Annotated in this window: 20 protein-coding genes and 1 pseudogene; 6 read left to right on the forward strand and 15 right to left on the reverse strand. The window is 71.7% G+C overall.

Annotated elements, in window-relative coordinates; genetic code table 11:
• From JGS39_RS21340 to JGS39_RS21355, 4 genes are all read right to left on the reverse strand, one after another.
• Positions 1-591 (reverse strand): phosphotriesterase family protein (locus JGS39_RS21340; protein ID WP_219570867.1); only part of this gene is annotated, 591 nt, incomplete at its 3' end.
• Positions 585-1166 carry a DUF4865 family protein gene (locus JGS39_RS21345; RefSeq protein WP_219570869.1) on the reverse strand — a complete coding sequence of 194 codons (582 nt, stop codon included), beginning with the start codon at positions 1164-1166 and terminating at the stop codon, positions 585-587. The genes JGS39_RS21340 and JGS39_RS21345, both read right to left, overlap by 7 nt.
• A gap of 10 nt (positions 1167-1176) precedes the next feature.
• On the reverse strand, positions 1177-1575 hold the full coding sequence (locus JGS39_RS21350) for a (R)-mandelonitrile lyase (protein ID WP_219570871.1): 399 nt from the start codon (positions 1573-1575) through the stop codon (positions 1177-1179).
• 41 nt (positions 1576-1616) lie between these two features.
• Positions 1617-2186: a TetR/AcrR family transcriptional regulator gene (locus JGS39_RS21355; RefSeq protein ID WP_219570873.1), complete on the reverse strand. Its 570-nt coding sequence runs from the start codon at positions 2184-2186 to the stop codon at positions 1617-1619.
• Positions 2187-2389: 203 nt separating this feature from the next.
• Between JGS39_RS21355 and JGS39_RS21360 the strand changes: the two genes are divergently transcribed.
• The 3 genes from JGS39_RS21360 to JGS39_RS21370 are packed head-to-tail and all read left to right on the forward strand — an operon-like array spanning position 2390 to position 6020.
• Complete coding sequence (locus JGS39_RS21360) at positions 2390-2680, forward strand: SHOCT domain-containing protein (RefSeq protein WP_219570875.1); 291 nt, start codon at positions 2390-2392, stop codon at positions 2678-2680.
• Positions 2677-3453, forward strand: coding sequence for an ABC transporter ATP-binding protein (locus tag JGS39_RS21365; RefSeq protein ID WP_219570878.1), 777 nt, complete (start codon positions 2677-2679; stop codon positions 3451-3453). The genes JGS39_RS21360 and JGS39_RS21365 overlap by 4 nt, the downstream gene beginning before the upstream one ends.
• On the forward strand, positions 3450-6020 hold the full coding sequence (locus tag JGS39_RS21370) for an ABC transporter permease (protein WP_219570880.1): 2571 nt from the start codon (positions 3450-3452) through the stop codon (positions 6018-6020). The genes JGS39_RS21365 and JGS39_RS21370 overlap by 4 nt, the downstream gene beginning before the upstream one ends.
• Positions 6021-6113: 93 nt before the next feature.
• Here the strand turns inward: JGS39_RS21370 and JGS39_RS21375 are convergent, their stop codons facing one another.
• Complete coding sequence (locus JGS39_RS21375; RefSeq protein ID WP_219570882.1) at positions 6114-6635, reverse strand: ATP-binding protein; 522 nt, start codon at positions 6633-6635, stop codon at positions 6114-6116.
• A 187-nt stretch (positions 6636-6822) separates the two neighbouring features.
• Entirely contained in the window at positions 6823-7140 is a 318-nt protein-coding gene (locus tag JGS39_RS21380) for a hypothetical protein (RefSeq protein ID WP_219570885.1), read from the reverse strand.
• A gap of 225 nt (positions 7141-7365) precedes the next feature.
• Here JGS39_RS21380 and cds1 point away from each other — a divergent pair, with 225 nt between their 5' ends.
• Entirely contained in the window at positions 7366-8526 is a 1161-nt protein-coding gene (gene cds1 / locus JGS39_RS21385; protein ID WP_219570887.1) for an L-cysteine desulfhydrase Cds1, read from the forward strand.
• A 66-nt stretch (positions 8527-8592) separates the two neighbouring features.
• Here the strand turns inward: cds1 and JGS39_RS21390 are convergent, their stop codons facing one another.
• The 4 genes from JGS39_RS21390 to JGS39_RS21405 all read right to left on the reverse strand — a co-directional run bounded on the left by JGS39_RS21390 (position 8593) and on the right by JGS39_RS21405 (position 12666).
• Entirely contained in the window at positions 8593-9072 is a 480-nt protein-coding gene (locus tag JGS39_RS21390; RefSeq protein WP_219570889.1) for an SRPBCC family protein, read from the reverse strand.
• A 115-nt stretch (positions 9073-9187) separates the two neighbouring features.
• On the reverse strand, positions 9188-11194 hold the full coding sequence (locus tag JGS39_RS21395) for a hypothetical protein (RefSeq protein WP_219570891.1): 2007 nt from the start codon (positions 11192-11194) through the stop codon (positions 9188-9190).
• Between the two features lie 123 nt (positions 11195-11317).
• Positions 11318-11770, reverse strand: coding sequence for an SRPBCC family protein (locus JGS39_RS21400; protein WP_219570893.1), 453 nt, complete (start codon positions 11768-11770; stop codon positions 11318-11320).
• 53 nt (positions 11771-11823) lie between these two features.
• The gene (locus tag JGS39_RS21405; protein ID WP_219570895.1) at positions 11824-12666 is read right to left on the reverse strand and encodes a DeoR/GlpR family DNA-binding transcription regulator; all 843 of its coding nucleotides are present in this window, start codon (positions 12664-12666) and stop codon (positions 11824-11826) included.
• 269 nt (positions 12667-12935) lie between these two features.
• Here JGS39_RS21405 and JGS39_RS21410 point away from each other — a divergent pair.
• Positions 12936-15220 (forward strand): annotated as a pseudogene (locus JGS39_RS21410) (hypothetical protein); the annotation flags it as partial.
• Here JGS39_RS21410 and JGS39_RS21415 read toward each other — a convergent pair.
• The 5 genes from JGS39_RS21415 to JGS39_RS21435 all read right to left on the reverse strand — a co-directional run bounded on the left by JGS39_RS21415 (position 15193) and on the right by JGS39_RS21435 (position 20797).
• On the reverse strand, positions 15193-17628 hold the full coding sequence (locus tag JGS39_RS21415) for a right-handed parallel beta-helix repeat-containing protein (RefSeq protein WP_219570899.1): 2436 nt from the start codon (positions 17626-17628) through the stop codon (positions 15193-15195). The pseudogene JGS39_RS21410 and the gene JGS39_RS21415 sit on opposite strands and share 28 nt — an antisense overlap.
• A gap of 152 nt (positions 17629-17780) precedes the next feature.
• On the reverse strand, positions 17781-18383 hold the full coding sequence (locus JGS39_RS21420) for an Rv1733c family protein (protein ID WP_219570901.1): 603 nt from the start codon (positions 18381-18383) through the stop codon (positions 17781-17783).
• Positions 18384-18512: 129 nt separating this feature from the next.
• Positions 18513-19337, reverse strand: coding sequence for an MOSC domain-containing protein (locus JGS39_RS21425; protein WP_219570903.1), 825 nt, complete (start codon positions 19335-19337; stop codon positions 18513-18515).
• A gap of 46 nt (positions 19338-19383) precedes the next feature.
• On the reverse strand, positions 19384-19866 hold the full coding sequence (locus tag JGS39_RS21430; protein WP_219570905.1) for a DUF6643 family protein: 483 nt from the start codon (positions 19864-19866) through the stop codon (positions 19384-19386).
• 388 nt (positions 19867-20254) lie between these two features.
• A complete protein-coding gene (locus JGS39_RS21435) occupies positions 20255-20797 on the reverse strand; it encodes an NUDIX domain-containing protein (RefSeq protein ID WP_236063519.1) in 543 nt (180 codons plus the stop codon).
• A 1044-nt stretch (positions 20798-21841) separates the two neighbouring features.
• Here JGS39_RS21435 and JGS39_RS21440 point away from each other — a divergent pair.
• Entirely contained in the window at positions 21842-24244 is a 2403-nt protein-coding gene (locus tag JGS39_RS21440; RefSeq protein ID WP_219570907.1) for a helix-turn-helix transcriptional regulator, read from the forward strand.
• The last annotated feature ends 59 nt before the right edge of the window (positions 24245-24303 follow it).

Genomic DNA, 24303 nt, shown 5'->3' on the forward strand with positions numbered 1-24303 from the left:
CCGGCCGAGGTGCCCGAGGATCACGCGGTGCGGCGGGACGCCCAACGCGCCGCACAGCAGGTCGAGTACGTCAGGCGCGGCCGTTCCCAGCTCCAGATGGACGGCGATCGGCGCGCCCGTACGGTGATGCGCCTCGGCGGCCGCCGTCATGGTGAGCCGGGCGTGGGCGTCGACCGTGTGGAAGGCGCCGGCGACCTTGATCAGACCCGCCCGCACGGACGTCGCGCCGATTCCGTCGGTCAGCTCCGAGACGAACAGCGAGGCGAGACCGTCCCTGATCCGGCCGAGCAGCGCGGCCGGGTAGTGCACGGCCTGGTGCAGTCCCGTCGCCGCCACCACATGGGTCCCCGTCGAACGGGACAGCTCCGCCAGTACATCGGCCCGGCGCCCCATGCCGTACGGCGTCCACTGCACCACGGACCGCCCGCCGAACCCGGCGAAGGCCCGCAGCCGTCCGGCCGCCGCCGCGGGGTCGTCGAGTTCCTGGCCCGGCAGCACGGGGCTGCGCAGGAAGAGATGGTCGTGCGCGTCGCACACACCGAGTTCGCCGGCGGGGATGTCGCCGAGGACGGTGCGGACCGCGGCTACCACTGGCGCCCCGTCCCGAGCCGTTCGCGCTCCGGCCGGCTGAGATGGAGCACCTCGTAGCGGTCACCGGCCTCCTGCGGCGCGGGGTGCTCCCAGAGCGTGAAGTGGAGCAGCTCCCAGTGGCGGGGGTCGGCGGCCAGCGCCGTGGCGACCGCGCCGGGCGCCTTCGCGAGCCGCCGGCTCTCCTCCATCGCGGCGCCGACCACGTCCGCCGGGGCGGCCGACGGCGGCATCGGCGAGCGGAGCCGGGTGGCCGAACGGGGGAGTGCGGCCGACGCCGGGCCCTCCTCGTACGACAGGCCGGTCCAGTGCTGTACCTCGGGGCGTCCGAAGTCCTGCACGATGCCCTGGAATCCGGGACCCCAGAGGAAGGAGTTCATGCCCTCGGGCGTGGTCCAGAGGTAGAGCGGCGCGTACTGGCTGACGGGGGAGTCCTCGCCGCGCTCCCGCATCAGGTACGCCTTGACGCCGAGCCCGGGGAAGGTGTCCAGGAGGTGGCCTCGCGTCGCCACCCGGTCGCGGATGATGCCCATGTCGTAGTCGGAGGGCAGAGTGATCTCGTACTGAATCGCATGCATCGGGCGCTCCTCAGGCTGCCGGGTACTCGGGGACGCCGGGGTCGGTGTGCCAGTGGATGGTGGAGCCGTCCTCGGCCGCCTCGACGAGGGCGAGATGGGTCATGAAGGTGCGCGGCGCGGCTCCGTGCCAGTGCCACTCGTCCGGTTCGATCCAGACCGTGTCGCCCGCCCGGATCGCCTCCACCGGACCGCCCCGGTGCTGCACCAGGCCTTCGCCCTCGGTGACGTGGAGGACCTGCCCGTGCGGGTGGGTGTGCCAGCCGGTGTGTCCGCCCGGAGCGAAGTGCACGCTGAACAGCCGGAGCCGGGAGGGTGGTTCGGGAGCGGCGATCTCGTCGATCCAGACGGATCCGTTGAACTGCCCGGCCGGCCCGGACTGTGTGCCGGGCCGGTTCCTGGTGATGCGCATGGGTGAGGTACTCCTCGGGGTGGGTGGCGTACGGCGGAGCGTCAGGTGGCGTCCGTACGGGGCGCAAGCAGCGTCAGCAGTCCTCGGGCAGCCGCGTCGAAGGCCTCCGTCGAGCCGGAGGCGCGGGCCAGCACATAGCCGCCCTGTACCGTCGCGACGATCGACGCCGCGATGTCCTCGGGCACCAGGCGGCGATCGAACTCGCCGCGGTCCAGGCCCTCCTGGACGATCCCGGCAAGCCGGCCGCGGAGCCAGGCGATCGTCTCCTCCACGGGTGCCCGCAAGTCCTCGCTCGCGATGACCTCCGGGTCCATCGTCAGCCGCCCCACCGGGCAGCCGCGCAGCACATCGCGCTCACGCAGCAGGTAGCCCGAGATCCGCTCGTACGCCGACCCGGGTGCGTCGAGCACCCGGCCCGCCGTCCCGCGCAGCTCCTGCGCCGTGCGGCGGATGGCCGCCAGTGCCAGATCCGGTTTGCCGGCGAAGTGGTGGTACATGCTGCCCTGGCCCGCGCCCGCGTGCTGCTGTATTGCCTTGGGGCTGGTGCCCACGTAGCCGCGCTCCCACAGGAGCTCCCGGGTGGCTTCGATCAGACGGTCCGAAGTGCTCATGGACCCACTGTACATACCAGTAGGTACAGAAATCCAGGGTTCCCTGTCCGGCCAGCCGGGAGCAGCCGCAGGACCGCCGTCTACTCCCGGCGGGGTACGCGCACTGCCGCTGGCCGTACGACGACGCGGACCCCCCTGCGGAGACAGGCTCGGTGGTGACAGAAAAGCGTGCATCCGAACCGTGAACCGAGGAGCTGACCGAGATGAACACCCTGGCCTTCGACGGCGGACCCGGACCGTGGGTCCTCCTGTTCCCGCTCGTCTGGGCAGCCGTCGTCATCACCGTCGTCACCGTCCTGCGACGCACCGTATGGCGCGGCCGGCGTGGCCCCTGGCAGGTCCGCGCGGAGCGGAACGGCCCCTCCGAGACCTCACCGATCACCCTGCTCGGCCGGCGCTTCGCCGCCGGGGAGATCGACGAGGACGAGTACTGGCGCCGCCTCTCCGTCCTCGACGAGCAGTTCGGCACCCTCGGCAAGGGCGGTGCGGCATGACCACCGCCGCTCCCGCCACCGGCACCACGACCGCCGCCCGTGTCGTCGACGCGGTGAAGGTCTACGGCACGGGCGACACCGAGGTCAGAGCCCTGGACGGGGTGAGCGTCGGCTTCCCGGCCGGCCGCTTCACCGCGATCATGGGGCCCTCCGGGTCCGGCAAGTCCACGCTGATGCACTGCGCCGCCGGACTCGACACCCTCACCTCCGGCACGGCCTTCATCGGCGGCACCGACCTCGGCGCGCTCGACGACCGCAGGCTCACCCTGCTGCGCCGCCGGCGCATCGGCTTCGTCTTCCAGGCCTTCAACCTCCTGCCGACGCTCACCGTCGCCGAGAACATCACGCTCCCCATGGACCTGGCCGGGGAACGCCCCGACCGGACCCGGCTGGACGCGATCATCGACACCGTCGGACTGCGCGACCGGCTGCACCACCGGCCCAGCGAGCTCTCCGGCGGCCAGCAACAGCGCGTCGCCGTCGCCCGGGCCTTCGCGGGGGACCCCGACGTCGTCTTCGCCGACGAACCCACCGGCAACCTCGACTCGCGCGCCGGCCAGGAGGTGCTCAGGCTGCTCGGCCGCACCGTCAGGCAGACCGGCCGCACCGTCGTCATGGTCACCCACGACCCGGTCGCCGCCGCACACGCGGACGAAGTCGTCTTCCTCGCCGACGGACGGCTCGTCGACCGGATGCCGGACCCCACCGCCGAACGCGTACTCGACCGCCTCAAGGCCTTCGAACCCGCACCGAGCACGCAGGGGGCGCCATGACCAGCACCCGCGCCTCCGTGCGCATCAGCCTCTCCTCGCTCCGTGCCCACCGGCGCCGGTTCGTCGGCACGCTCACCGCCGTCCTGCTCGGTGTCTCCTTCCTCACCGGCACGCTCGTCATGGGAGACACCCTGCGCGCGAGCTTCGTCGCGTTGTTCGGCAACGCGGCCGGCGGCACCGACGCCGTTGTCCGCAGTACCAACGTCGTCACCGTCTCCGGAGAGTCCGAAGGCACCCGGCAGCCCGTGAGCACCGGCCTCGCGCAGCGCATCGGACAGCTGCCCCAGGTCGCCGCGGCCGCTCCCGACATCCAGGGCGCCGGCCAGCTGATCGGCGCCGACGGCGAACCGATCGGCGGCCAGGGACCGCCCACCCTCGCCGGAAACTGGATCGACGACCCGAAGCTCAACCCCTACCGGCTGGCCGAGGGCCACGCCCCGTCCGCACCCGGCGAAGTCGTCGTCAACCGCGGCACCGCCGACAAGGGCGGGCTGAAGATCGGTGACACGACCGTCCTGCGCACCCCGGACCCGGTCCGCGTCACCGTCGTCGGCCTGGCCACCTTCGGCGGCGAGGACGGCATGGCTCAGGTGACGTACACCGGCATGACGCTCGCCGACGCCGAGAGGCACCTCACCCCGAAGCCCGGCCAGGCGTCGGGCATCCAGGTCCGGGCCGGCCCCGGGACCAGCCAGCAGGAACTTGTCGACGCACTGCGGCCCGTGCTGCCCCCGGACACCGAGGCGATCACCGGACAGGCCTCGGCCGCCGAGGACCAGGACATGATCTCCGGAGCCTTCCTCAGCCTCTTCACCACACTGCTGCTCGTGTTCTCCGGCATCGTGCTGCTGGTCGCGACCTTCTCCATCCACAACACCTTCGCCATCGTCGTCGCCCAGCGCACCCGCGAGAACGCCCTGCTGCGCGCGCTCGGCGCCTCCCGCCGGCAGATCCTCGGATCGACCCTGACCGAGGCGGGCATCGTCGGCGTGACCGCCTCCGCGGCCGGACTGGCCGCTGGCATCGCAATCGCCGCCGGGCTCCAGGCGCTCTTCCCTGCGATCGGCTTCCCGTTCCCCGACGGCTCCCTGGTCATCAGCGGCGTGTCCATGCTGCTGCCGCTCGCCGTGGGCGTCGTCGTCTGCATCGGATCGGCCCTGGTGCCCGCCGTCCACGCCGGACGCACCGCGCCCCTGGCGGCACTGCGGGAAACCGCCGTCGACGACTCGGCCGCCTCCAGGACCCGCGCCGTCACCGGGCTCCTGCTGCTGCTCGCCTCGGTCGGGGTGATCATGACCGGTGTCCTGGCCGATCCGTCCGTCTGGCTGTCCGCCGTCGGAGCGGTGCTCGCCCTCGCCGCCTTCGTCGTACTCGGCCCGGTCGCTTCCACCTGTGCCGTACGGGTTCTGGGCGCGCCGCTCGGCCGGCTGCGCGGCGCCACCGGGCACCTCGCCCGGCGCAACGCGCTGCGCAGCCCGAAGCGGACAGCTTCGACGGCGACCGCCCTGATGATCGGCGTGGCGGTGGTCTCGCTCTTCACCGTGTTCGGCGCCTCGCTGAAGGCCACCATGAACCAGACCGTCGACCGCTCCTTCGCCGGGGACCTGGCCATCAGCGCACCCGCGTTCGGCGCAGGCGGCAGCGGGCTCAGCCCCCGGCTCGCCCCGGCCGTCGACAGGCTGCCCGACGTGGCCACCGCTGTCGGCCTGGGCAAGGGCGTCGCGGAGGTCAACGGCTCCGGACGCGCCCTCACCGTCACCGACCCCGCCGCACTCGCCGCGGTCCTCGACCTCGGCAAGGTCGACGGCTCGATGAAGGCACTGGGGACGAACGGCATCGCCGTCTCCGACACCGAGGCGGACAAGCTGGGGCTGCGCACCGGCTCCACCACACGGCTGACCTTCACCGACGGCAAGGAACGGACCTTCACCGTCCGGGCCGTGTACGGACAACCGGAACTGGCGGGCGACTACGTCATCACCCGGCAGGCCTGGGCCCCGCACCGCGGCCAGGACTCCGACTCCCTGGTCGCCGTGTCCTTCAAGGACGGTGTGTCCGCGGCAGACGGCAGGTCCGCGGTCGAGAAGGCCGCCGCCGCGTACGGTAACCCGGAGGTGCAGTCGCGCGGCGAGTACGCGCAGTCCTCGGCCGGCGGCATCGACATGATGCTCACCCTGGTCTACGCACTGCTGGCACTCGCGGTTCTGATCGCCCTGCTCGGCATCGCGAACACCCTCACCCTGGCCATCCACGAACGCACCAGGGAACTGGGCCTGTTGCGGGCCGTGGGACAGACCAGGAAGCAGTTGCGGGCCATGGTCCGCTGGGAATCCGTCCTGGTCGCCACGTTCGGCACGGCAGGCGGTCTCCTGCTGGGCGGCTTCCTCGGCTGGGTGCTGGTCAAGGCGTCCGAAGGCGCGGGCGACACCGCGTTCGCCTTCGCCCTGGCGCCGGCGCGACTGCTCGTCGTCGCCCTGGTGGGGATCACGGCGGGCGCGCTGGCCGGCTGGCGGCCGGCCCGGCGGGCGGCGCGGCTGGATGTGCTCCGCGCCATCGCCACCGACTAGTGCCGTGGCGGGCGAACGTTCGCCCGCCACGGCACTAGGTACAGGTGAACGACAGGAGCGGGGCACCCAGGGAGGCGCCCCGCTCCCGCGGCGTCAGCCGACGACCACCGATCGTGCCACCGAGGGCGATACGCCCTCCGGTGCGGCGGCACCGCTCAGATCGAACGGCCCGTCGGTCGTCGCCCCGTACAGCGCGTGCGGTGGCTGCGTGGCGAACAGGGAAGGGGTGGGGAGGGTGAACCAGACCACCTTTCCCGCACCGCCCCGGGGACGGACGCCCCAGCTCTCGCTGACCGCGGCAATCAGTGCGAGTCCGCGCCCCGACGTACTGGAGTCGCTGGCCTCGCGCACGGTCGGCAGCCGTGGGTCGTGGTCATGGACGGACACCGTCAGCCGTTCGAGCAGCAACTCGACCTCGACGGTGCATGACTTGTCCGGCTGTGCGTGCCGGTGGACATTGGTCAGCAGTTCAGTGACGCCGAGTGCTGCCTGGTCGATCAGAGGATCGAGATGCCAGTAGCGCAACTGCGCCGAGATGATTCTGCGGACCTGACCGATCCGCGACGGCAGGGCCTGGAGCTCCACCGTGCAGTGCCTGCTTGGCTCGCTGATCACGGCTGCGACTCCCCGAAGTAGGTCCGGAAGAAGACGAAGGAACGGATCCAGCAGATGGCTGGCTGCTGGTTCTGGCCCGGCGGCCTGGATCACACTGTCACCGCCGGTGAACCATGAGTGATGCGTCTCCAATGTCACCCAGCGGCCACGGCTCCGCAACTCGCGGTGCCCTCGCGGTCCCGTTCCGTCAGCCCCGCCGTCCGCCCGCCCGGTGTACGGCCTCCAGGAATCGGCGGGCGGGCGTGGCGTCGTCGGGCTTGTCGGGGCGCCGCGGCATCGTCAGCCGGTACCGCGTCCCGTTCACCCGCGCCACCGTGGCGTCCGCGCCGGCGAACCACGGTCTGCCCGCACTCACCGTGCCCGCCGGCGCACTGTCGATCTCCCGGCCGTAGCTGGTGAGCAGCGCCACCCGGCCGTCCTTGACGGTGACCTGACCGGCCCGGGTGAGCGAGCGCGCCCACCGGTCGATACGCACGCCCGTCTCACTGAACTCCGTTTCCCGCATGGCCCCTTCGCCCCCTTCATCGCACCCCTGCAAGGAGTGTGCACATCCAGGGGCGTGTGCACCAGGGCGGAACGGGACGCAAAGGCCCATTCCCGACGCGATGGCCGGCCGGGGGCCGTCCGCGGCACCAAGGCAGTGCTATGGAGTATCAAAGTCAACGTTTGCCCAGGTGGGGGGCATATCGTGGGCATCGCCGGGACCGGTCGTACGAGGAGAAGCGCACTGATGGGCACGAGTGAGCACGGACACGACGCAGACGCTGTGGCGACCGTCGACATCGACCGCACCGACCTGGCGTACCGCGCCTGGCTCAAGGAGGCCGTCCGCAAGGTCCAGGCCGACGCCAACCGCTCCGCCGACACCCATCTGCTGCGCTTCCCGCTTCCAGAGAGCTGGGGCATCGACCTCTACCTCAAGGACGAGTCGACCCATCCCACCGGCAGCCTCAAGCACCGGCTGGCCCGGTCGCTGTTCCTCTACGGGCTCTGCAACGGATGGATCCGCCCCGGCAAACCCGTGATCGAGGCGTCGAGCGGTTCGACCGCCGTCTCGGAGGCGTACTTCGCCAAGCTGATCGGCGTCCCTTTCATCGCGGTGATGCCCCGCACCACCAGCCCCGAGAAGTGCCGGCTCATCGAATTCCACGGCGGCCGCTGCCACTTCGTGGACGACTCGCGCAAGCTCTACGAGGAGTCCGCCAGGCTCGCCGAGGAGACCGGCGGTCACTACATGGACCAGTTCACGTACGCCGAGCGGGCCACGGACTGGCGGGGCAACAACAACATCGCGGAGTCCATCTACCAGCAGTTGAGGATGGAGCGGTACCCCGAGCCCGCCTGGATCGTCGCCACGGCCGGCACGGGCGGCACCTCGGCCACCATCGCGCGGTACGTCCACTACATGCAGCACGACACCCGGATCTGCGTCCCCGATCCGGAGAACTCGTGCTTCTTCGACGGCTGGACGCACCACGACCCGCACGCCACAAGCGACTGCGGCTCCCGCATCGAGGGCATCGGCAGACCGCGGATGGAGCCGAGCTTCGTGCCGGGCGCCATCGACCGCATGATGAAGGTCCCGGACGCGGCCACCGTCGCGGCCGTGCGCGCCCTGGAGCGGTCCATCGGCCGCAAGGCGGGAGGCTCCACCGGTACCGGCCTGTGGAGCGCCTTCAAACTGGTTGCCGAGATGGTCGCGCAGGGCAGGACCGGCAGCATCGTCACCCTGATCTGCGACCCGGGCGACCGCTACCTCGACAAGTACTACTCCGACACCTGGCTGGCCGCCCAGGGCCTGGACATCGCCCCGTACACGCGGACGATCGACCACTTCCTGGCCACGGGCAACTGGCCCGGACAGGAGGAGGATCCGGCCCGGACCCGGTGAAGAACCCAGCTGTTCCGAAAGTGGCGCCGCCCGCCCGAAGGGCGGGCGGGACTTCCGGAACGCGTTCTACGCGGCAGCCGCCGACAGCCGCCGGTCCAGGTTGCGCACCGCGTCCCGGAACGACCTGCCGACCGCACCCCGCGCCCGCCGCAACGTGAACCGGAACAGTGCCGAACCGTCGGCGGCGAAGGTCCACTGCACCCGGGTACCGGTTCCGGCCGGGGTCAGCCGCCACTCCTCCAGCAGGGCTTGCATACCTGGGGCGTTGGTCCGGTCAACGCGGTAGGCGTACCGCTCGCCGGGATCGGTGGCGACGACCGTCTCGCGGAACGCGATCCCGCCCCGCAGCCGCACGTCGCGGCCGGCGCCGCCGTCGAGCGGCAGCGCCGCGGTCACCTGGGTGAACCATCCGGGCCAGCCCTCGACGTCGTCGGCCAGCGCCCGGTACACGGTATCGGGCGGTGCGGACACATCGGCGGCGAAGACCAGCCTGACCGGAGCGGACTCGACGAAGTCGAGGTCCACGGAGCGGAGTCGGCGTGCCATGGAACGCACCTCCCGTGCGATCGGTGGCGGACGAGGCCGCGCACACCATATCCGGCGGACCGTCAGAAGTCGTCAGGTGCAACGGAACCGGATCGGCAGTGGTCCGCGGACGGGGTCACCGCACTGCGGTGAGCGATCCGCCCTCCCTCAGCCGGGCCGTGAGCTCCACCGGCGCGTCCCGTGGCGCCCGGACCGCGAGTGTCCTCCCGGCCGCCGAGTCCCGCACGGCCCCGGTGGCCTCGATCCGGCTCACCGCACGGCTGCCCGCCGCCAGCACGTACCAGTCTCCGGACGGCGCCCTCCAGCGCGTACCCGCCAGGACGTGCTGTCCGAACCTGCTGCACTGTGCGGTGTCGCGCTCGTCCCCCACCACCGTCCCCGGCCCGGTGGGCGAGGAACTGGGCGGCAGGAACTGGATCAGCACACGTCCGGGCCCCTGCCAGGTGTCGGCGCGGGTGCAGAGCCACTGGGCCGGAGTGCCGGACTCCGGCAGACGCTGCTCGGCGAAGTTCCAGTTGTTGACCGCGCGGACACCGGAGCCCCGCAGTGCCGTCAGCGAACAGGCGGTGCGGGCCCAGGCCAGCAGGGCGGGGGTACTCGTCGCCTCCCTCGGCTGCCGCGCTCCGCCACGAACGGCGGGACCCGGCGTGAACGTCAGGTGGACCGGGGCAAGGTCGCCCAGGTCGGTGAGGAGGAACGCGTGGTTCTCCACGATGCGTTCGGAGGAGCGCAACTGGAGCACCGGCCAGGAGTCGCAGCGTCCGCCCGGTGACGGCCGTGGCACGGCCGCGGTGACCCCGTCCGCGTTCACCTCCAGTGTGCGCGCCGGGCTGTCCGGCGCCAGCAGGTCGCGCGTCGTGGTCCGCGAGATCCAGGGGGCCATCAGGAACCGGGCCCGGTCTCCGTCGCGGCTGACGACCAGCGCGGCTCCCGTCGTCACATCCGCGCCGTCCGTCCGCGCGAAGTCCACTGCCGGCGCCCCGGACCCCGCCCGCGGTTCCGCGTAACGCACCACCCGCACACCGCGGTCATGGAACAGCACCACGGTGGCGCCGTCCACCTCACCCGCGTACAAAAGCTGCGGCGGCTGCGCCGGCGGCACCGCGAGCGCCCCGGGCGTGGCCGAGACGGCGGTGCCGCCCGGGGCGCGTCCCCAGGCCCGCAGTGCCCGGCTGAGCAGAGCCCGGTCATCGGTTCGTTCGCCACGGGCCGGCCAGGCCGTGAAGTCGATGCGGGAGGTGTCCGCCCACTCGTCGGCCGCGGTCCTCAGCAGCTTCGCCGGGTCGAGTGCGGGAGCGAACGCGCTGCGCTCGCCGCCGCCGGGTGCCGGGGCCGGCGTGCCCTGCTCCGTCAGCGCGACCAGACCGCCGGCCACCACGCACAGCGCCGCGACCGCCGCGACCGCCCGCATCCGGTGCCTGCGCCGCAGCAGATCGCTGGGACGCGTCTGCAGCACACACGGGTCGAACTCCCCGGAACGCAGGAGTTCCCCGGCCTCCGCCCGGTCGGCGCCCTCCAGCCGCATCGCGGCCCGCACCGCCCCCGCCGGGTCCGACGCACCCGCCCCGGTGAGCAGGGACTGAGCCTCGGGGGCGTCCAGGTCCTCCAGCAGCCGCAGCGCGAACGCGGCCCGCACGGCTCCGGGAACCGCAGACAGTGCCTGGTCCAGGGCCAGTTCACCTGCGCCGCCGGCCCTTGGACAGAGCCGCAGACCCCAGACGGCCGGGAGTGAGGGACGCAGTGCCGCGGGCACCGGGAGCTGCCCCGGCCACCAGCGCGGCCGCCGTTCGTGCGCCAGTGCGGCACGCAGCACGCGCAACCGCATCCAGGCGTACGCCGATTTGGCGCTGTCCGGGGCCGGACGGTGGGCGGCACCACGGGTCTGCGCCGGGATCCGTGACAGGGCCGGGGCCTCGGGCGCGCTACGCACGCCGGGCAGCGCGCGCTGCACCACCGCGTGTGCGGCGAGCACCCGGCGGTGCCGGCCGAGGGACGGCGGCAGCACCAGATAGGCGAGCCGGACCAGACGGGGGTAGTGCTCCACGAGCGCGGACTCGGCCTGTTGCACGCCGGGGCGCTCGCTACTGCCGGTGGACCGCTGCCGCGGTGGGTGGATCGGCATGATTCCGTGCCTTCTGAGCCGTGGGCGAAAGACGTCACAACGACAAACGACTCGATCGTGTGACGGTCACATCACCTGCTCGTGGCGCCTGCGCCCGGACCCGCGCGGGGGCGGCACGTGCTGTCAGCCGTACGGCTGCGCCGGCCTGTCCAGCATGGAGTCCAGGACCCGGCCGAAGACCCGCCGGCCCGCACCGGCGATGAGGGGGTCGCCCCAGCGCGGCAGCAGTCGGACCGAGAGTTCCTCCACCCACACCACATGGGAGCCGGCGTGGGTGGGATACACATCGATCGAGGCCCGGCCCCGCACCACCCGGCCGTGCTTCTCCAGCCGGCACATCCCCGCCCGGCTCCCGGCCGGCGGCGACCAGCGCACCACTTCCATCGGATCGTCGAACGCCAGCGGACCGATGCCCGTCCGGGCCACGAAGACCGTCCCGACGCGGGTCGGCAGCCCGGTCGGCACCGTGATCGTCGTCAGCGGGACCTGTGCGGCATGCCGCTCCCAGTCCGTCACCCGGCGCCAGGACTCGGCTGCGGGCAGAGGGGTGAAACGCTCGATCCGGAAGACGGCCACACGTCGATCCTAGGACGTCACGCCCCCGGCGCGAGCTGAGCGGAATCCGGTGCTCAGTCCTGGGCCGGTTCGCTGCCCGCCGCCCGGCCCGCCACCACGAGGCCCGGCAGGTGCTCCTCGATCTCCTCACGGGCGCCACCCGACAGGCCCGCGTCCGTGACGAACGTGTGCACCTGCTCCAGTGTGGCGAACGAACTCAGGCCCACCGTGCCCCACTTGGTGTGGTCCGCGACCACCACCACCCGCCGCGCCGACTGGACGAAGCGGCGGTTGGTCTCGGCCTCCGCCAGGTTCGGCGTGGACAGTCCGCCCTCGACCGAGATCCCGTGCACACCGAGGAAGAGGACATCGAAGTGGAGCGAGGTGATCGCCCGGTCGGCGACGGGGCCGACCAGCGAGTCGGACGGGGTCCGGACCCCACCGGTGAGCACCACCGTCGCGGCACCGGGCCGCGAGCCGGGCGAGCCCGGACGCTGCGCCGCATGGAACACGTCGGCGACCCGCACCGAGTTGGTCACCACCGTCAAGTCCGGTACGTCCAGCAGATGCTGGGCGAGGGCGTACGTGGTGGTACCGCCGGAGAGCGCGATGGCGCTGCCGGGCACCGCCATCGCGGCGGCGGCCCGGGCGATGTCCTCCTTGGCGGACAGCTCCAGCGCCGACTTCGCCTCGAAGCCGGGCTCGTGCGTACTCGCCTCAACCACGGGCACGGCGCCGCCGTGCACCTTCTCGATGACTCCCTGGCGGGCCAGCGCGTCCAGGTCCCGGCGGACGGTCATGTCGGAGACGTTCAGCTTCCGGGTCAGCTCATTGACCCTGACCCCGCCGCGTCTGCGCACCTCGTCGAGGATCAGCGCACGCCGCTGCTCCGCGAGCAGATTCTGATTCTCGCTCAACGCTGAGCCCGGTCCTTTCCTCTGGCCGTGCGGCAGTCCATGTCGACGGCTCATCCTGCCACGCGGTGTCGCGGGCCGCCGCACTGGGGAGATTCCGTAAGAGCGGTGCGGACACCCGGAGCCATCCAGCACTCTGGTGACCGGCCATCAGCCGCGTCCCCCTGCGAGAGCGAGTCACCCCCGTGCCACCTGCCACCCAGGCCCCACAGAGCGAAGGACCCGCACTGGAGCTGCTGGTCCACGGCGTGGGCGGAGCCACTCCGCAGGAGATGCTCGTCGATCCGCGCACGGTCCGCGTCACCGGTGACGCCACCGCCGCCATCTACCGGCGCCCCGGCGACGTCGACGCGGAGGCGCACCCCGAGCGCTACCGGGACCGGCCCATCCCCGAGGCGTACTGCTGGTCCAACCTGACGTCCGGCAACGGCTCCCGCGCGCTGTGGCTCCTGCTCCTCCCGTTCATGGTGATCAACCTCGCCCACTGGATGCGCCCGGCCGCCACACGCCGCCCCCGGGCGATCCGGCTGTACGGCGTGCTCGTCCGGCTGCTCGCGCTGAGCCTCACCGTCCTGCTGACCGCAGCCGTCTGCGAGGTCGCGCTCGATCTGACCGCCTGGCAGTGCGCGGGCGTACCGGAATGCTCCGACCAGCGGTCGTGGCTGGGGTTCCTCTCCGCCGCGCAGGGCGGCTGGTGGTCCCAGCCGGGCCGCCGCCTCGCCCTCGCCGCCCTGGTGCCTACCGCCCTGGTGGTGCTGCTCTGGTACCTGTCCAACCGGACCTGGAGCGCGTACGAGTCCCAGCGGCCGCTCACCGGTGCCGACCCGGAAGACGACGTACCGCCGTCCGTCCCCGGAGCGGACGCGGCCCCCGTGGTGCGGCCCGCGCTCGGACGGCCAGGGTTCTGGTACGGACGCCGGCTCGTCGCGCGCCTGCGTGCCGCCCATACCGCCGCGGGCTTCCTCACCGTCACCGCGTTCGTCACGGGCGCGGCGGCCCGCAGGGACCGGTCGGCGGCCGGACCGGTGCCCGAGGTGTTCGGCCTGCTGATCGAGGCTGCCCTCGTGGCGGGCGCGCTCGTGGTGTTCGCGGTGGTCTGCCGGCGCGGCCGGAGCGAACGGCGCCTCGACAACCGGATCGACCGCGCCATCGTCACGTATCTGCCCGCGACCGCCCTCGTTCTGCTTGTCCTTGCCGCGCTGCACGCCGCATGGTCGCGCCCCGGCTGGGTCTCCGCCGGAGCGCTTCCCGGTGACGTCATGTTCCGCGTCGTCACCCTGGCCCAGGGCGCGCTCGTCGTGCTCCTCGCCGTCGTTGCGCTGAACCTGTACCGGCGCAGCCCCGAGCCGCGCACCGTGATGCGCGGGCTCGGCGGCCCCGCCGTCGCGATGCTGGCCTGTGCGCTCGGTGGTGTGATGACCGGTGGTGTGGCCCAGCGCGTCGCGGACTGGCTCGACGGCCCCGGCAGCCCCGGGATGGGCCGCAGCGCCCTCATAGAGGGACCGCCGGTGCTCCTCAGCTGGCAGGCCTCCGTCATTCCGGTGCTCCTGGTGCTTCTGGTGATCCCGGGCCTCGTGCTCGGCCTGCGGACGTACCGTGCGGCCCGTCGGCTGGAACCGCTGATCGACGCGGAGTACGGACAGGAGCGGCCCGACCCCGCGCGGACCAGGCAGATCGCCCGGATCCGGGCCACGGCCGCGCTCACCGACTCGGCGTCCGGCATGCTGGGCCTGGTCTCCGGGGCCACGCTGCTGCTCGGCGCGGGGGCGGTGGGCGGCGCCTGGGCGAGCGGTCAGGTACCCGGACTCGCGATGGACGGGAGCAGTCCCTTCGTCGAATCGGTGGCCGAGGCGGCGCAGTCCACCGGCTCCTGGCTCATCGGCTTCGGCTTCCTGGTGTTCGTCGCCTGCGGGCGCCGCGCCTACCGGGATGCCTCGGCCCGCCGCACCATCGGCATCCTCTGGGACGTGGGGACCTTCTGGCCGCGTGCCGCACATCCCTTCGCCCCGCCGTGCTACGCCGAGCGGGCCGTCCCCGACCTGGCCTCGCGCATGTCCGGCTGGACCGCGCGCACCCGCGGCCGGCTCGTCATCTCGGGCCACTCCCAGGGCAGCGTCCTGGCCGCGTCGGCCGTCTGGCAACTGCCGGCCGAGACCCGTGGCCGGGTGGCACTGCTCACCTACGGCTCACCGATCGAACGCCTCTACGGGCGCTGGTTCCCGGCCTACTTCGGGCCCGTCCAGCTGCACGGGCTGCACCGGTCCGTGCACTGCTGGCGCAACCTGTGGCGGGCCACGGACCCCATCGGCGGCGAGGTCCGGCTCGGCGAGGAGTCCGGGCCGGAAGTGGACCGGGGCCCGCTGAAGGACCCGCTGGTCTACGGACGCACCCCCGAACACCCGCTTCCCGAGCCGGTGCTGGGGCACTCCGACTACCAGGCGGACCCCGTGTTCGCCGAGGAACGGGCCGCGCTCCTCGAACGGCTCGTCCCCGTCCTGCCCCACCAGGCGGACCAGTCGGGCAGAGTCGTCAGGGGAGTTCCGGAAGGTCTTCCGGAAACAGCAGGGTGAGGTCGTCCGTGCTCATCTCGGCGAGCTGGGCGACCCGGCCCGCATGCCGTTCGACCATCGACTCGAACGTCTGGCGGGCCGTGCGGCCGTTACCGAAGGCGGGCCCCTTGGGAAGCTCGGTGAAGTACTTCAGCAGAGCCTCGCCGGTCCCGGACGCCAGGCTGTACTCCTGCTCCTCGGTCTGCTGCTCGACGATGCGCAGGAGCTCACCGGGCTCGTAGTCGCTGAAGGTGATCGTGCGTGAGAACCGGGACGCCACGCCGGGGTTGACGGTGAGGAACCGCTCCATCTCGTGGGTGTACCCGGCGACGATGACGACCACCGCGTCCCGGTGGTCCTCCATCAGCTTCACCAGGGTGTCGATGGCCTCCCGGCCGAAGTCCCGGCCGGAGTCCTCGGGCGACAGCGCGTAGGCCTCGTCCACGAACAGCACCCCGCCGCGGGCCCGCTCGAAGGCCTCCTGGGTACGGATGGCGGTCGAGCCGATGTGCTCGCCGACGAGGTCGACCCGGGACACCTCGACCAGGTGGCCCCGCTCCAGCACTCCGAGGGAGGCCAGGATCTCGCCGTACAGCCTGGCCACCGTGGTCTTGCCGGTGCCGGGGGAGCCGGTGAAGACGAGATGGCGGCGGACCGAAGCCGCCTTCAGCCCGGCCTGCTGACGCCGGCGCCCCACTTCGATCATGTCGGTGAGCGCGCGCACCTCGCGCTTGACGCTGTCGAGGCCGACCAGCGCGTCCAGTTCACCGAGCACCGCTCCGGACGTACGCGCGGGCTCGGCCGGCGCCTCGGCGGCCACGGGCTCCGCCGCGCGAGGTGTGGGCACCGCGCCCAGCAGCAGACCCGGAGTCGACTGGGTGGCCGTCAGGACGGCGGGCGGCGGGGGAGTGGCGGCACGCAGACCGCTCTCGTCGCTGGTGCAGTCCTCCACGACCGGCCCGGTGGCCGAGGCGTCACCGTGCGCCCCGCCCTCCGCGAACTCGTAACCGCCGCGGGCGCACCGCTCGGTGCGGCAGCGCGTCAGCGTCGTACGGCACCCGTCCATCACATGGAAGCCGTATCCCTCGCTGCCGGTGACCCGGCAGCTGTGGAAGGTGCCGCGCCCCTCGGCCGACACGTAGAAGCCGGCTTCGGCGGGGGAGGTGACGGTGCAGCGCTCGATCGTCGGATCGGCGCCCTTGGTGACGATCACGCCGGTCTGCACCGCGTCGACGGTGCAGTTGTTCAGGGTGCCGCCGCTGCCGTGGTCCCGGAACCAGGCGCCCGTGGACGCCTCGCGGATCCGGCAGTCGTCCAGTTGCGCGGTCGCCCCGTCGCTGACCGACACCGCCGTGTTGCGGACCTGGGACAGATCGCTGTCCACGACATCGGCGCGCGAGCCCCGGTCGAGGACGAAGAGGGCGTCCGGCACGTCATGGACGCGGCACGAATCCAGTATCACGGTGGCCCCGTCGCTGACCCAGACCGCCGGGTAGTCGCCGGTGCTGTCGTGGATCTCGCACTGGTTGGCGTCGACGCGGGTGCCCGGGTCCCAGACGGAGAGCCCGTTGCGGCCGAAGCGACGCACCGTGGAGCGGGTCAGGGTGAGCACGGAGCGCGACCGAAGATCCACCGCGTTCTCGGGGATGTCGTGGATGTCGCAGTCGGCCAGCGTGAGCACCGCGTCGGTGTCCAGCGTGACCCCGTCGGCGGAGGTGCGGTGCACCGTGCAGTCGGTGAGATGGGCGGCGCCGCGGGCCGAGACCTGTATCCCGCTTCCCTTGATCTCGTAGATCTCGCAGCCGACGGCCTCCAGACCGCTGCCCTCGCCGGTGACGGACAGGCCCGCCCCCGAGGCGTGATGGACGCGGCAGCGCTCCAGCCTCGGATGCGCGCCGTCGCGCACCGAGACACCGGACTGCCCGGCGGAGACGATCTCGCACTCCTCGAACACGCCGCCCGCCCCGTCGAGTACGGCGATGCCGACACCGGCCGGATTGTCGACGGTGCAGCGGCGCACGGTGGGCCGCGCCGCCCCGCGCACCTCGATGCCGGCGGCCGAGCGGGTCACGATCCGCAGGTCCGAGAGGTCCGGGGCGCCTTCCTCGACCAGCAGGGCCGGGGCTGCGGAGTCCTGGCCCTCCACGTGCAGGTCCTGGACGACGGCGGAGGCACGGAGGGTCAGCGGGACACCGTCGACGGGGGCGATCCGCACGGAGCCGACGGAGCCCTCGGGCCCGCGCAGGGTCACCGCGCGGGCGATGACCAGATTCTCCCGGTAGGTGCCCGGCGCGACGGTGAGCACATCACCGTCCGCCGCCGCTTCCAGAGCCGCGGTGAGGGAGGCGTACTCGCCTGTGCGGCGCCGCCACCGCGATGTGCCGGTGTGCGTCACCTGGACCGTGCCCTGTGCCATGGCGCTGTTGTGCCCCCACCTCGTGCGTGTGTGATGCCCGTGTCACCGGCCTCGCGGCAGCGGTCACCCGGGGCCTGCCCCGCAGGAGTGACGGGCGGGCCGGTCCACCGTAGCGCGCGCGGAGGCCCGGAGTTGACCCGAACAGCAGCTCTTCAGCTGCCGGTGCCCGTCCTGCCCCAGTCGGGACCGGCCTCGGCCCATGCCCGGTCGAGCCGCTCGTACCGCCGTTGCACCATGCGCCATACGATCAGACGCCGCCCGCCCTCGATCAGCAGGACGGACAACATCGTCGCGCCGAAACCCGCCAGCGCGGCATGGGTGTGCGCCGTCGGCGCGTCCAGGGGGCGCGGCGCGGGGTTGCCCGCCAGGTCCGTCCAGATCCGCACCTGGGCACCGGTCGCGGTGTCGCGCGAGGCGGTCGTCACCGTGGCGCTGCGCGCCGTGCCGTCCGGGGCGTGCCAGCGGGCTACCACCGGGGTCTGCGCCCTGCGGTCCGTGGAGACCTCCGGATCGGTCAGCACGTGCCGGGCGGCCTGGCGCACCACGACGGCGGTGGTGAGCCGGCGGTCGGCCTGCTGGGCCCGAACCGATTCCTGCAGGGCGTCGTCGGCGCGTGCGCCGCAGAACCAGCCAAGCACCGGCGCCGCCACGACGAGCAGAAGCAACGCGACCAGAGCCACCCACGCCTCGCGCCTGTCAGTGGCGCGGCGCAGTGGGTTGTGCCGCCAACGCCAGACTCCCGTGAGCGCTCGCATCCTGCACCCCCTTCCGTATCCGTCATAACCCGATACGGCGCGGACCGCGCGCTGGAGCGTCGAAGAGAGAGCAACCTCACCCGGCCAACGTGCCGCGTGGCACGTTGAGTTCCCGGTGTGCGGGGCCCGTCATCCCAGAATGCGCACCGGGTCCCCGACCCGGATGACGCCCGTCGTGTCCGGGATCAGATTCTGGCCGAACAGCAGCTCCTTGCCGGACCGGCGGTGCCGGGCGAGGGTGTGCAGAGGTTCGACGCCCCGGCGGGCCGTGTGCTGATCGGTCGTGGTGATCACACAGCGGGCACTCGGCTTGACCACGCGGAACGTCACCTCGCCGATCGAGAGCCGCGTCCACGCGTCCTCCGCCCACGCGGCCGTGCCGGCCACGACGGCGTTGGGCCGGAAGCGGTCCATCGGCACCGGCCCCTCACCGGCGTGGTCGCCGTCCGCGACGAGAGAGTTCAGCGCGTCGAGCGAGGCGAGAGTGGTGAGCAGCAGAGGGTAGCCGTCGGCCAGGCTGACGGTCTCACCCGGCCGTGCGTATGCGGGATCGATGAGCCTGCGCCGGTCCGGCGCGTCGAGGTGGACCAGCCTGACCTCGGCCCCGAGGTACGCGCCCAGCCAGGCGTGGGCACTCGGCGCCGCCTCGACGACGTCGAGCCGGCTGCGGTGCAGAGTTACGTCCGTCATCTCCCGGGGCTCGGGAACCTCCACGGCCAGGGGCGCGCTCCCAGGCGCGCTCAGCACGATTCCGCCGCCCGGTACAGGTGTCGCGGAGATCAACGCCATGCGGGGCTGCTGACGTTGTGTGACCACCTTGCCCGCGGTGTCGACCAGCATCCAGCGCCGGTCGCCGTCGAGTCCCCATGGCTCGACGGCGGCCTCGCCCACCGTGCACGCGGCCAGCGATTTGACCGGGTGGATGTGGACGGCACTCAGTTCGGGAGAGGGCATGCCTCCATCCTGCCAGCCACTCCCCGGTGAACTGCCGCTGACCTGCCTAGTAGCCCCGGCCCTGGTACGGGCGGTTGTACGGGTCCTCGTACGGGGACTGCGCGGGCGCGGGCCGCGGCGAGGCCGGGCGCATCGACTCGTAGCCGGTACTCGGCGCGGGCCGCTGCGGCTGCTGGTACTGCTGGGGCGCCTGCTGGTAGCCGCCCCGCCCCGCGGAAGGCTGCTGCGGGATGTACGGCGCCGGCGCGTGCTGCAGCTGCGCCGGCTGCATCGGCGCGTAGCCCTGTTGGGCCATCGGCTGTTGGTAGCCGTACGACGGATTCGGCTGGGAGGGTGCCGCGGGCAGGGCCGGCAGGGCCGACGGGAGCGCCGGCAGGTAGCTGTTGCCGGTGTCGTACGCGGCGGGCACTCGGATCGGTGCGATCTGAGGCGTGCCCCGCTCCGCGACCAGGGAGTCGTAGATCGGAGTGTCGGGGAACGACGGTGCGGCGTAGTAGCCGCCGCCGTAGGTGGAGCGGGGGGAGGTCATGCCACCTAAGTTAAGCCCACGATGTGCTGATTGGGGAGTCCCAATCTTGGGGTTATCCGTTTTACGCTGCTTTTGTCAGCCTGACATGCCAAGACACCGTTAAAGCCACCGTTAACAGCGGGGGCTTTTCCGTTGGAGAGCCACTGAGGTCAACAAGAAGTGGCGGTTGCGTTACAAAGGGCGACATCCGCTTGGCGCGTGCCGCGGCGATGAGCTTCGGCCCCCGGACGTTTGGAACCTTGCACCGGTCAACAGGCCGCTGCACCCCCTGCGGCACCTCCCACCTGCGCTTAAGCCCGGTGCGACGCGGTCGGCCGCACCGTCCGGGGGCGACCGTCGCGCGGGCACTCTCGGCGGAGTGGCACGAACCCATGATCTCTTTCGGCTGTCACGTCTCCCAGTCCCATGAGCCGAAGTAGGCCGCCGTGCCTGTGCGACGGGCTTGCGCCACCGCGTCCAGCCGGACGAAATCCCGACGCGGCATGAGCGCCCGCCATTCAGACAGGGGAAGCACGCGGGCCTGGTCGTGTTCGGCCGGGTCCAGGACGAGGGAGTGGATCTGTTCGTCGGTGAGCCGGCCGCCCTCGAAGACGAAGCCGATGGTGGCGTAGGGCCATTCCGCCCCCGGCTGACCGAACACCGACGCGAGGAGTTCCGCGGGCCCGTCGTAGACGATCCCGGTCTCCTCCCGGCACTCCCTCAGCGCCGTCTCCCACGGCCGCTCGCCCGGATCCATCGTTCCACCGACGAGCTGCCACGGGTGGGTCCGCGAGTAAACCGCCTTCAGCTGAAGCGGGTTGTCATGCTCGTCGGTGAAGTACATGCACGCGAACGCGGTCGCCTTCATCACCGTCTCGGCGTACTGCTCCGGCGGCAGCCATCCCGGGCTCACCGCCTGCCCGCTACGGCCTGCGTTCAGCGCTTCGCTCATGGACCGGGCGTGCGGCAAGGAGTTCCTGCCTTTCTGGCGGGTCTCGACTCGTGAGGCGGGGTGGTGAGGGCAGCCCCGCCGAACCAACGCGCGCATGATTCCTTCGGTTACGGGCAGCGCCCGGGCGCGGCTGTCCCGATGCCGGGCAGGGACTTCGGGCGGAGCCGTCGGACCCCGCCCGTCACGGTCCACCCGCGCACCGGCCGCACCTGTGCCCGGCGCGCGGCGGATTTCCGCGTCGGAACGCGTAGTTTGCGGAGTTGCTTCTGCCCCGGCGGCCGAGAACATATCAGCTCGGACCTCACCACAGTGGTCGAAGGACTTCTTGCTATGACACTGCGATCCCTGTCCGTATCTGTTCGAGACCGGCTCTTTCGTGCACAGATCGTGCCTTGCCGCAGCCGTGCGCCGGCATCTCTCGAAACTGCTCGGGGCGGCGGGCGGGACACCATCCGTTCAAGATATAAACCCCCTCGAATCCTTGTGTGATCAGAGTGAGTTGCGTAATGATCGGCCCACCAATAGCTGGGCACGTGATGGTGTCAAGGGGGAACTATGGGAAAACTCTTGATGGTCGGTTGCGGCCGGCCGGTCCGTTCGTTCCGGAAACGTGCGCATGGGCGTGGTCCGGATGTGATGGTGCGGTGCCCGGACGGGATGAGGCCGAGGCAGCCGGGGAACCGGCCGGTACGTGTTCCCGGATCCCGGCCGCGGCGACAGGCCCGACCGGGGAACCGCACCGGGCGCCTGGGCGTCTCACAGGACAAGCTCGAGCGGTGTGACGTGTCCGGGTGGGCCCGTCACGCGCAGGGTGAGCTCACCCGTGCACGGAACAGCCAGGTGGGCAAGGTGTTCACGGATGGCTCCGGACCTTCGGGGCGCCCTTTCCCGCCGGGGAGTTCCCCGACGGTCCGGAGCTCGGCGTTCAGGTCGTGAAGACGTGACCCGCGTGCAGATCCTTCACCTTGCTTTCGTGGCGTCTACGGGCTCAAGTATGTGAGAGAGCCTCTCCGTGTCTATGGTTGGCGACTTTATGGATGAGGTATGTGCGCTGCAGCTGAGACTCCGTCTTCGGCATGTGTAATCGATAGAGAGTTTGGACCGGAAATCTCGGGGCAGGAGCCGGGTTCCTGGTTCGAAACCATCTTTGATGAGCCGTCCAGCACTTCAGTTCTGGAAATCTGTGGCGATCGATGGACGGGGAAGAGCCTCCTGCTTTCGACGCTGGCCGCAAGCGGTGCTCGCAGAGGCAGGGTCATCGCCTCCGGGTGTGCTGTTCCCCGGTCGCGGGTCGGAATGCCATTCGGTGTTTTCGTCGACGCTCTGGATGACGTTCTGGTTCAGTACAGGACCTGTCATCCCTGGTCGGAAGAACAGGCGCAATGGCTGAAGGCCGTCTTTCCCGCCCTCTCCGGAACAGCACAGTTATGCGTACCCACGAGCCCGGTGGGCAGGTACCACCTGTTCAGTGCGGTGCGGGCCCTGTTGGAGCACCTGGGCTCCGACGGCGGGCTGTTGATCACCCTCGATGATCTGCACTGCGCCGACGAGGCCTCGATGGAACTGGTCGCGCACCTGGTGCGACACCCGCCCGCCGGTCCCGTGCTGATGGCGCTCGCCTATCGCCCCCGCCAGCTCGACCACAACCTGCAGGACGTGCTGAACCAGGCTGTGGCGAACGGCCGGGCCAAGCGGGTCGTCGCGGCAGGCATCTCCCGGGAGGCTGCGCTCGCTCTGCTTCCCGAAGACATGAGCCGGGTGCAGTGCAATCTCATGCTCGACGAGTCGGACCGCAACCCCGGGCTGCTCAAAGCGTATTCAGCGCTGCGCTCGATACCCGGGGAACACGCGCCGATCATGCCCCGGCTCCCACTGGACGTACTCACCGACACCCTGCGGGACTTCAGGGCGCTCTCCGATCTCGCATGGCAGGTCGCCAGGGCGGCAGCCGTGCTCGGCGAACCGTTCATCCCCGCCAACGTGGGATGCGTCGCCTGCGTGAGCGGCGAGGAACTCTGCTCGGCCATCGACGAGTTGGTGCGTGAGGACCTGCTGCGGGTCGACATCGTCACCAGGCGGCTGCGCTTCAGCAACCCCCTCCTGCGCGCCGCCGCCTACCAGACGGCCGGCACCGGCTGGCTCTTCGGTGCCCACGGCAGGGCAGCGCCGATCCTTGCCCAGCAGGGTGGTGATCCGCTGGACCTGGCCGGGCATCTCCAGTACGCCGCCGTGACCGGCGACACCGACAGCAGCCGGATTCTGCTGGAGGCAGCGGCCGAAACGCTGTGGACCGACCCGGGGCAGGCCGCCACGTGGGCCGCGACCGCGATGGACATGAGCCGTCCGGGGCCCGGAACGGGGCCGGAGACCCTGTTGCTCGGGAGCGCACTGATGCTCAGCGGAAAGCTTTCGCAGGGCATGACGGTGCTGGACGGTCTCCGTGGCGAGGACGAGTCGCACCCGATCCATCTGAAGGCGACGCTCTGGCGGGCGTGGGCGCTGCGCAATCTGGGCAGGCCGGACGGAGCGGACCAGGAGATCGCCACGGCCCTGAAGCTGACCGGCGGACAGGAACGCGAACAGCATGCCCTGCTGCTCGGCGCACGCCTGGAGAACGCCCTTGCCGCCAACGCGCCCCTGCCCGAGATCGAGGAGGACGCGCTGCTCGACGACGCGGCCGGACTCTCCGCGGTGACCCGGGGCTGGCTGTACGCCCTGCTGGCCATGGGAGCCACCAGGAGCCGCGCCACCGAACACGCCGTGCTCCACCGCGCGGTGGCGTGCCGGCTCCTCGACCAGGCACAGGACGACGAGGCCGTGCGGTATCTCGACGGCCTGTACTGGCTGGCCGCGGCCGAGTCCGCACTCGGGCGCAAGGAGTCCGCGGCCCGGCACTACGAGCGGGGTCTGCTGCTCGCCGAGCGCGGCAAACAGCTCAGCCGGGTACCGCAGTTCGCGCTCGCCGTCGGCGAGATGGACCTGGCGGACGGAGACCTCGCGGGATCGGTCCGGCACGCGGTGGTCGCGGCGGCGGCCGCCGCGATGACGGACAGCGAGTATCTGCGCGCGGTCACCGAGGAGGCGGAAACGGCCCTGCGGGCGGCGGGCCGCAGCGCCGGGACAGCCGCGCCGCACATGTCCCGGGCCGCTGCTCCGGGCCCGGCTTCGGCCCAGCCGCCGGCCGGACCGACTCACACGGCGAAGACGCGGCTGGGCCGGTTGAGCAAGCGCGAACTCGAGGTCGCGGTCCAGGTGAGCCGGGGCCGTACCAACCAGCAGATCGCCCGCGCCCTCACGGTCAGCCACAAGACCGTGGAGACCCACCTGGGCCGGATATTCAAGAAGCTCGATGTCTCCTCCAGGGCCGAACTCGCCACCCTGGTCGGCCGGTCGTACGTGGTCCCCAGAGAAATGCCGGGCCCCGGGCCCGAGGGGGAGCGCGGCTGACGACAGGAGCGTGGCCCGGTCCCGGCGAAGTCGCCGGGACCGGGCCACGCTCATTCATG

The organism is Streptomyces poriferorum (genome assembly GCF_019399235.1).
Lineage (GTDB): Bacteria > Actinomycetota > Actinomycetes > Streptomycetales > Streptomycetaceae > Streptomyces > Streptomyces poriferorum.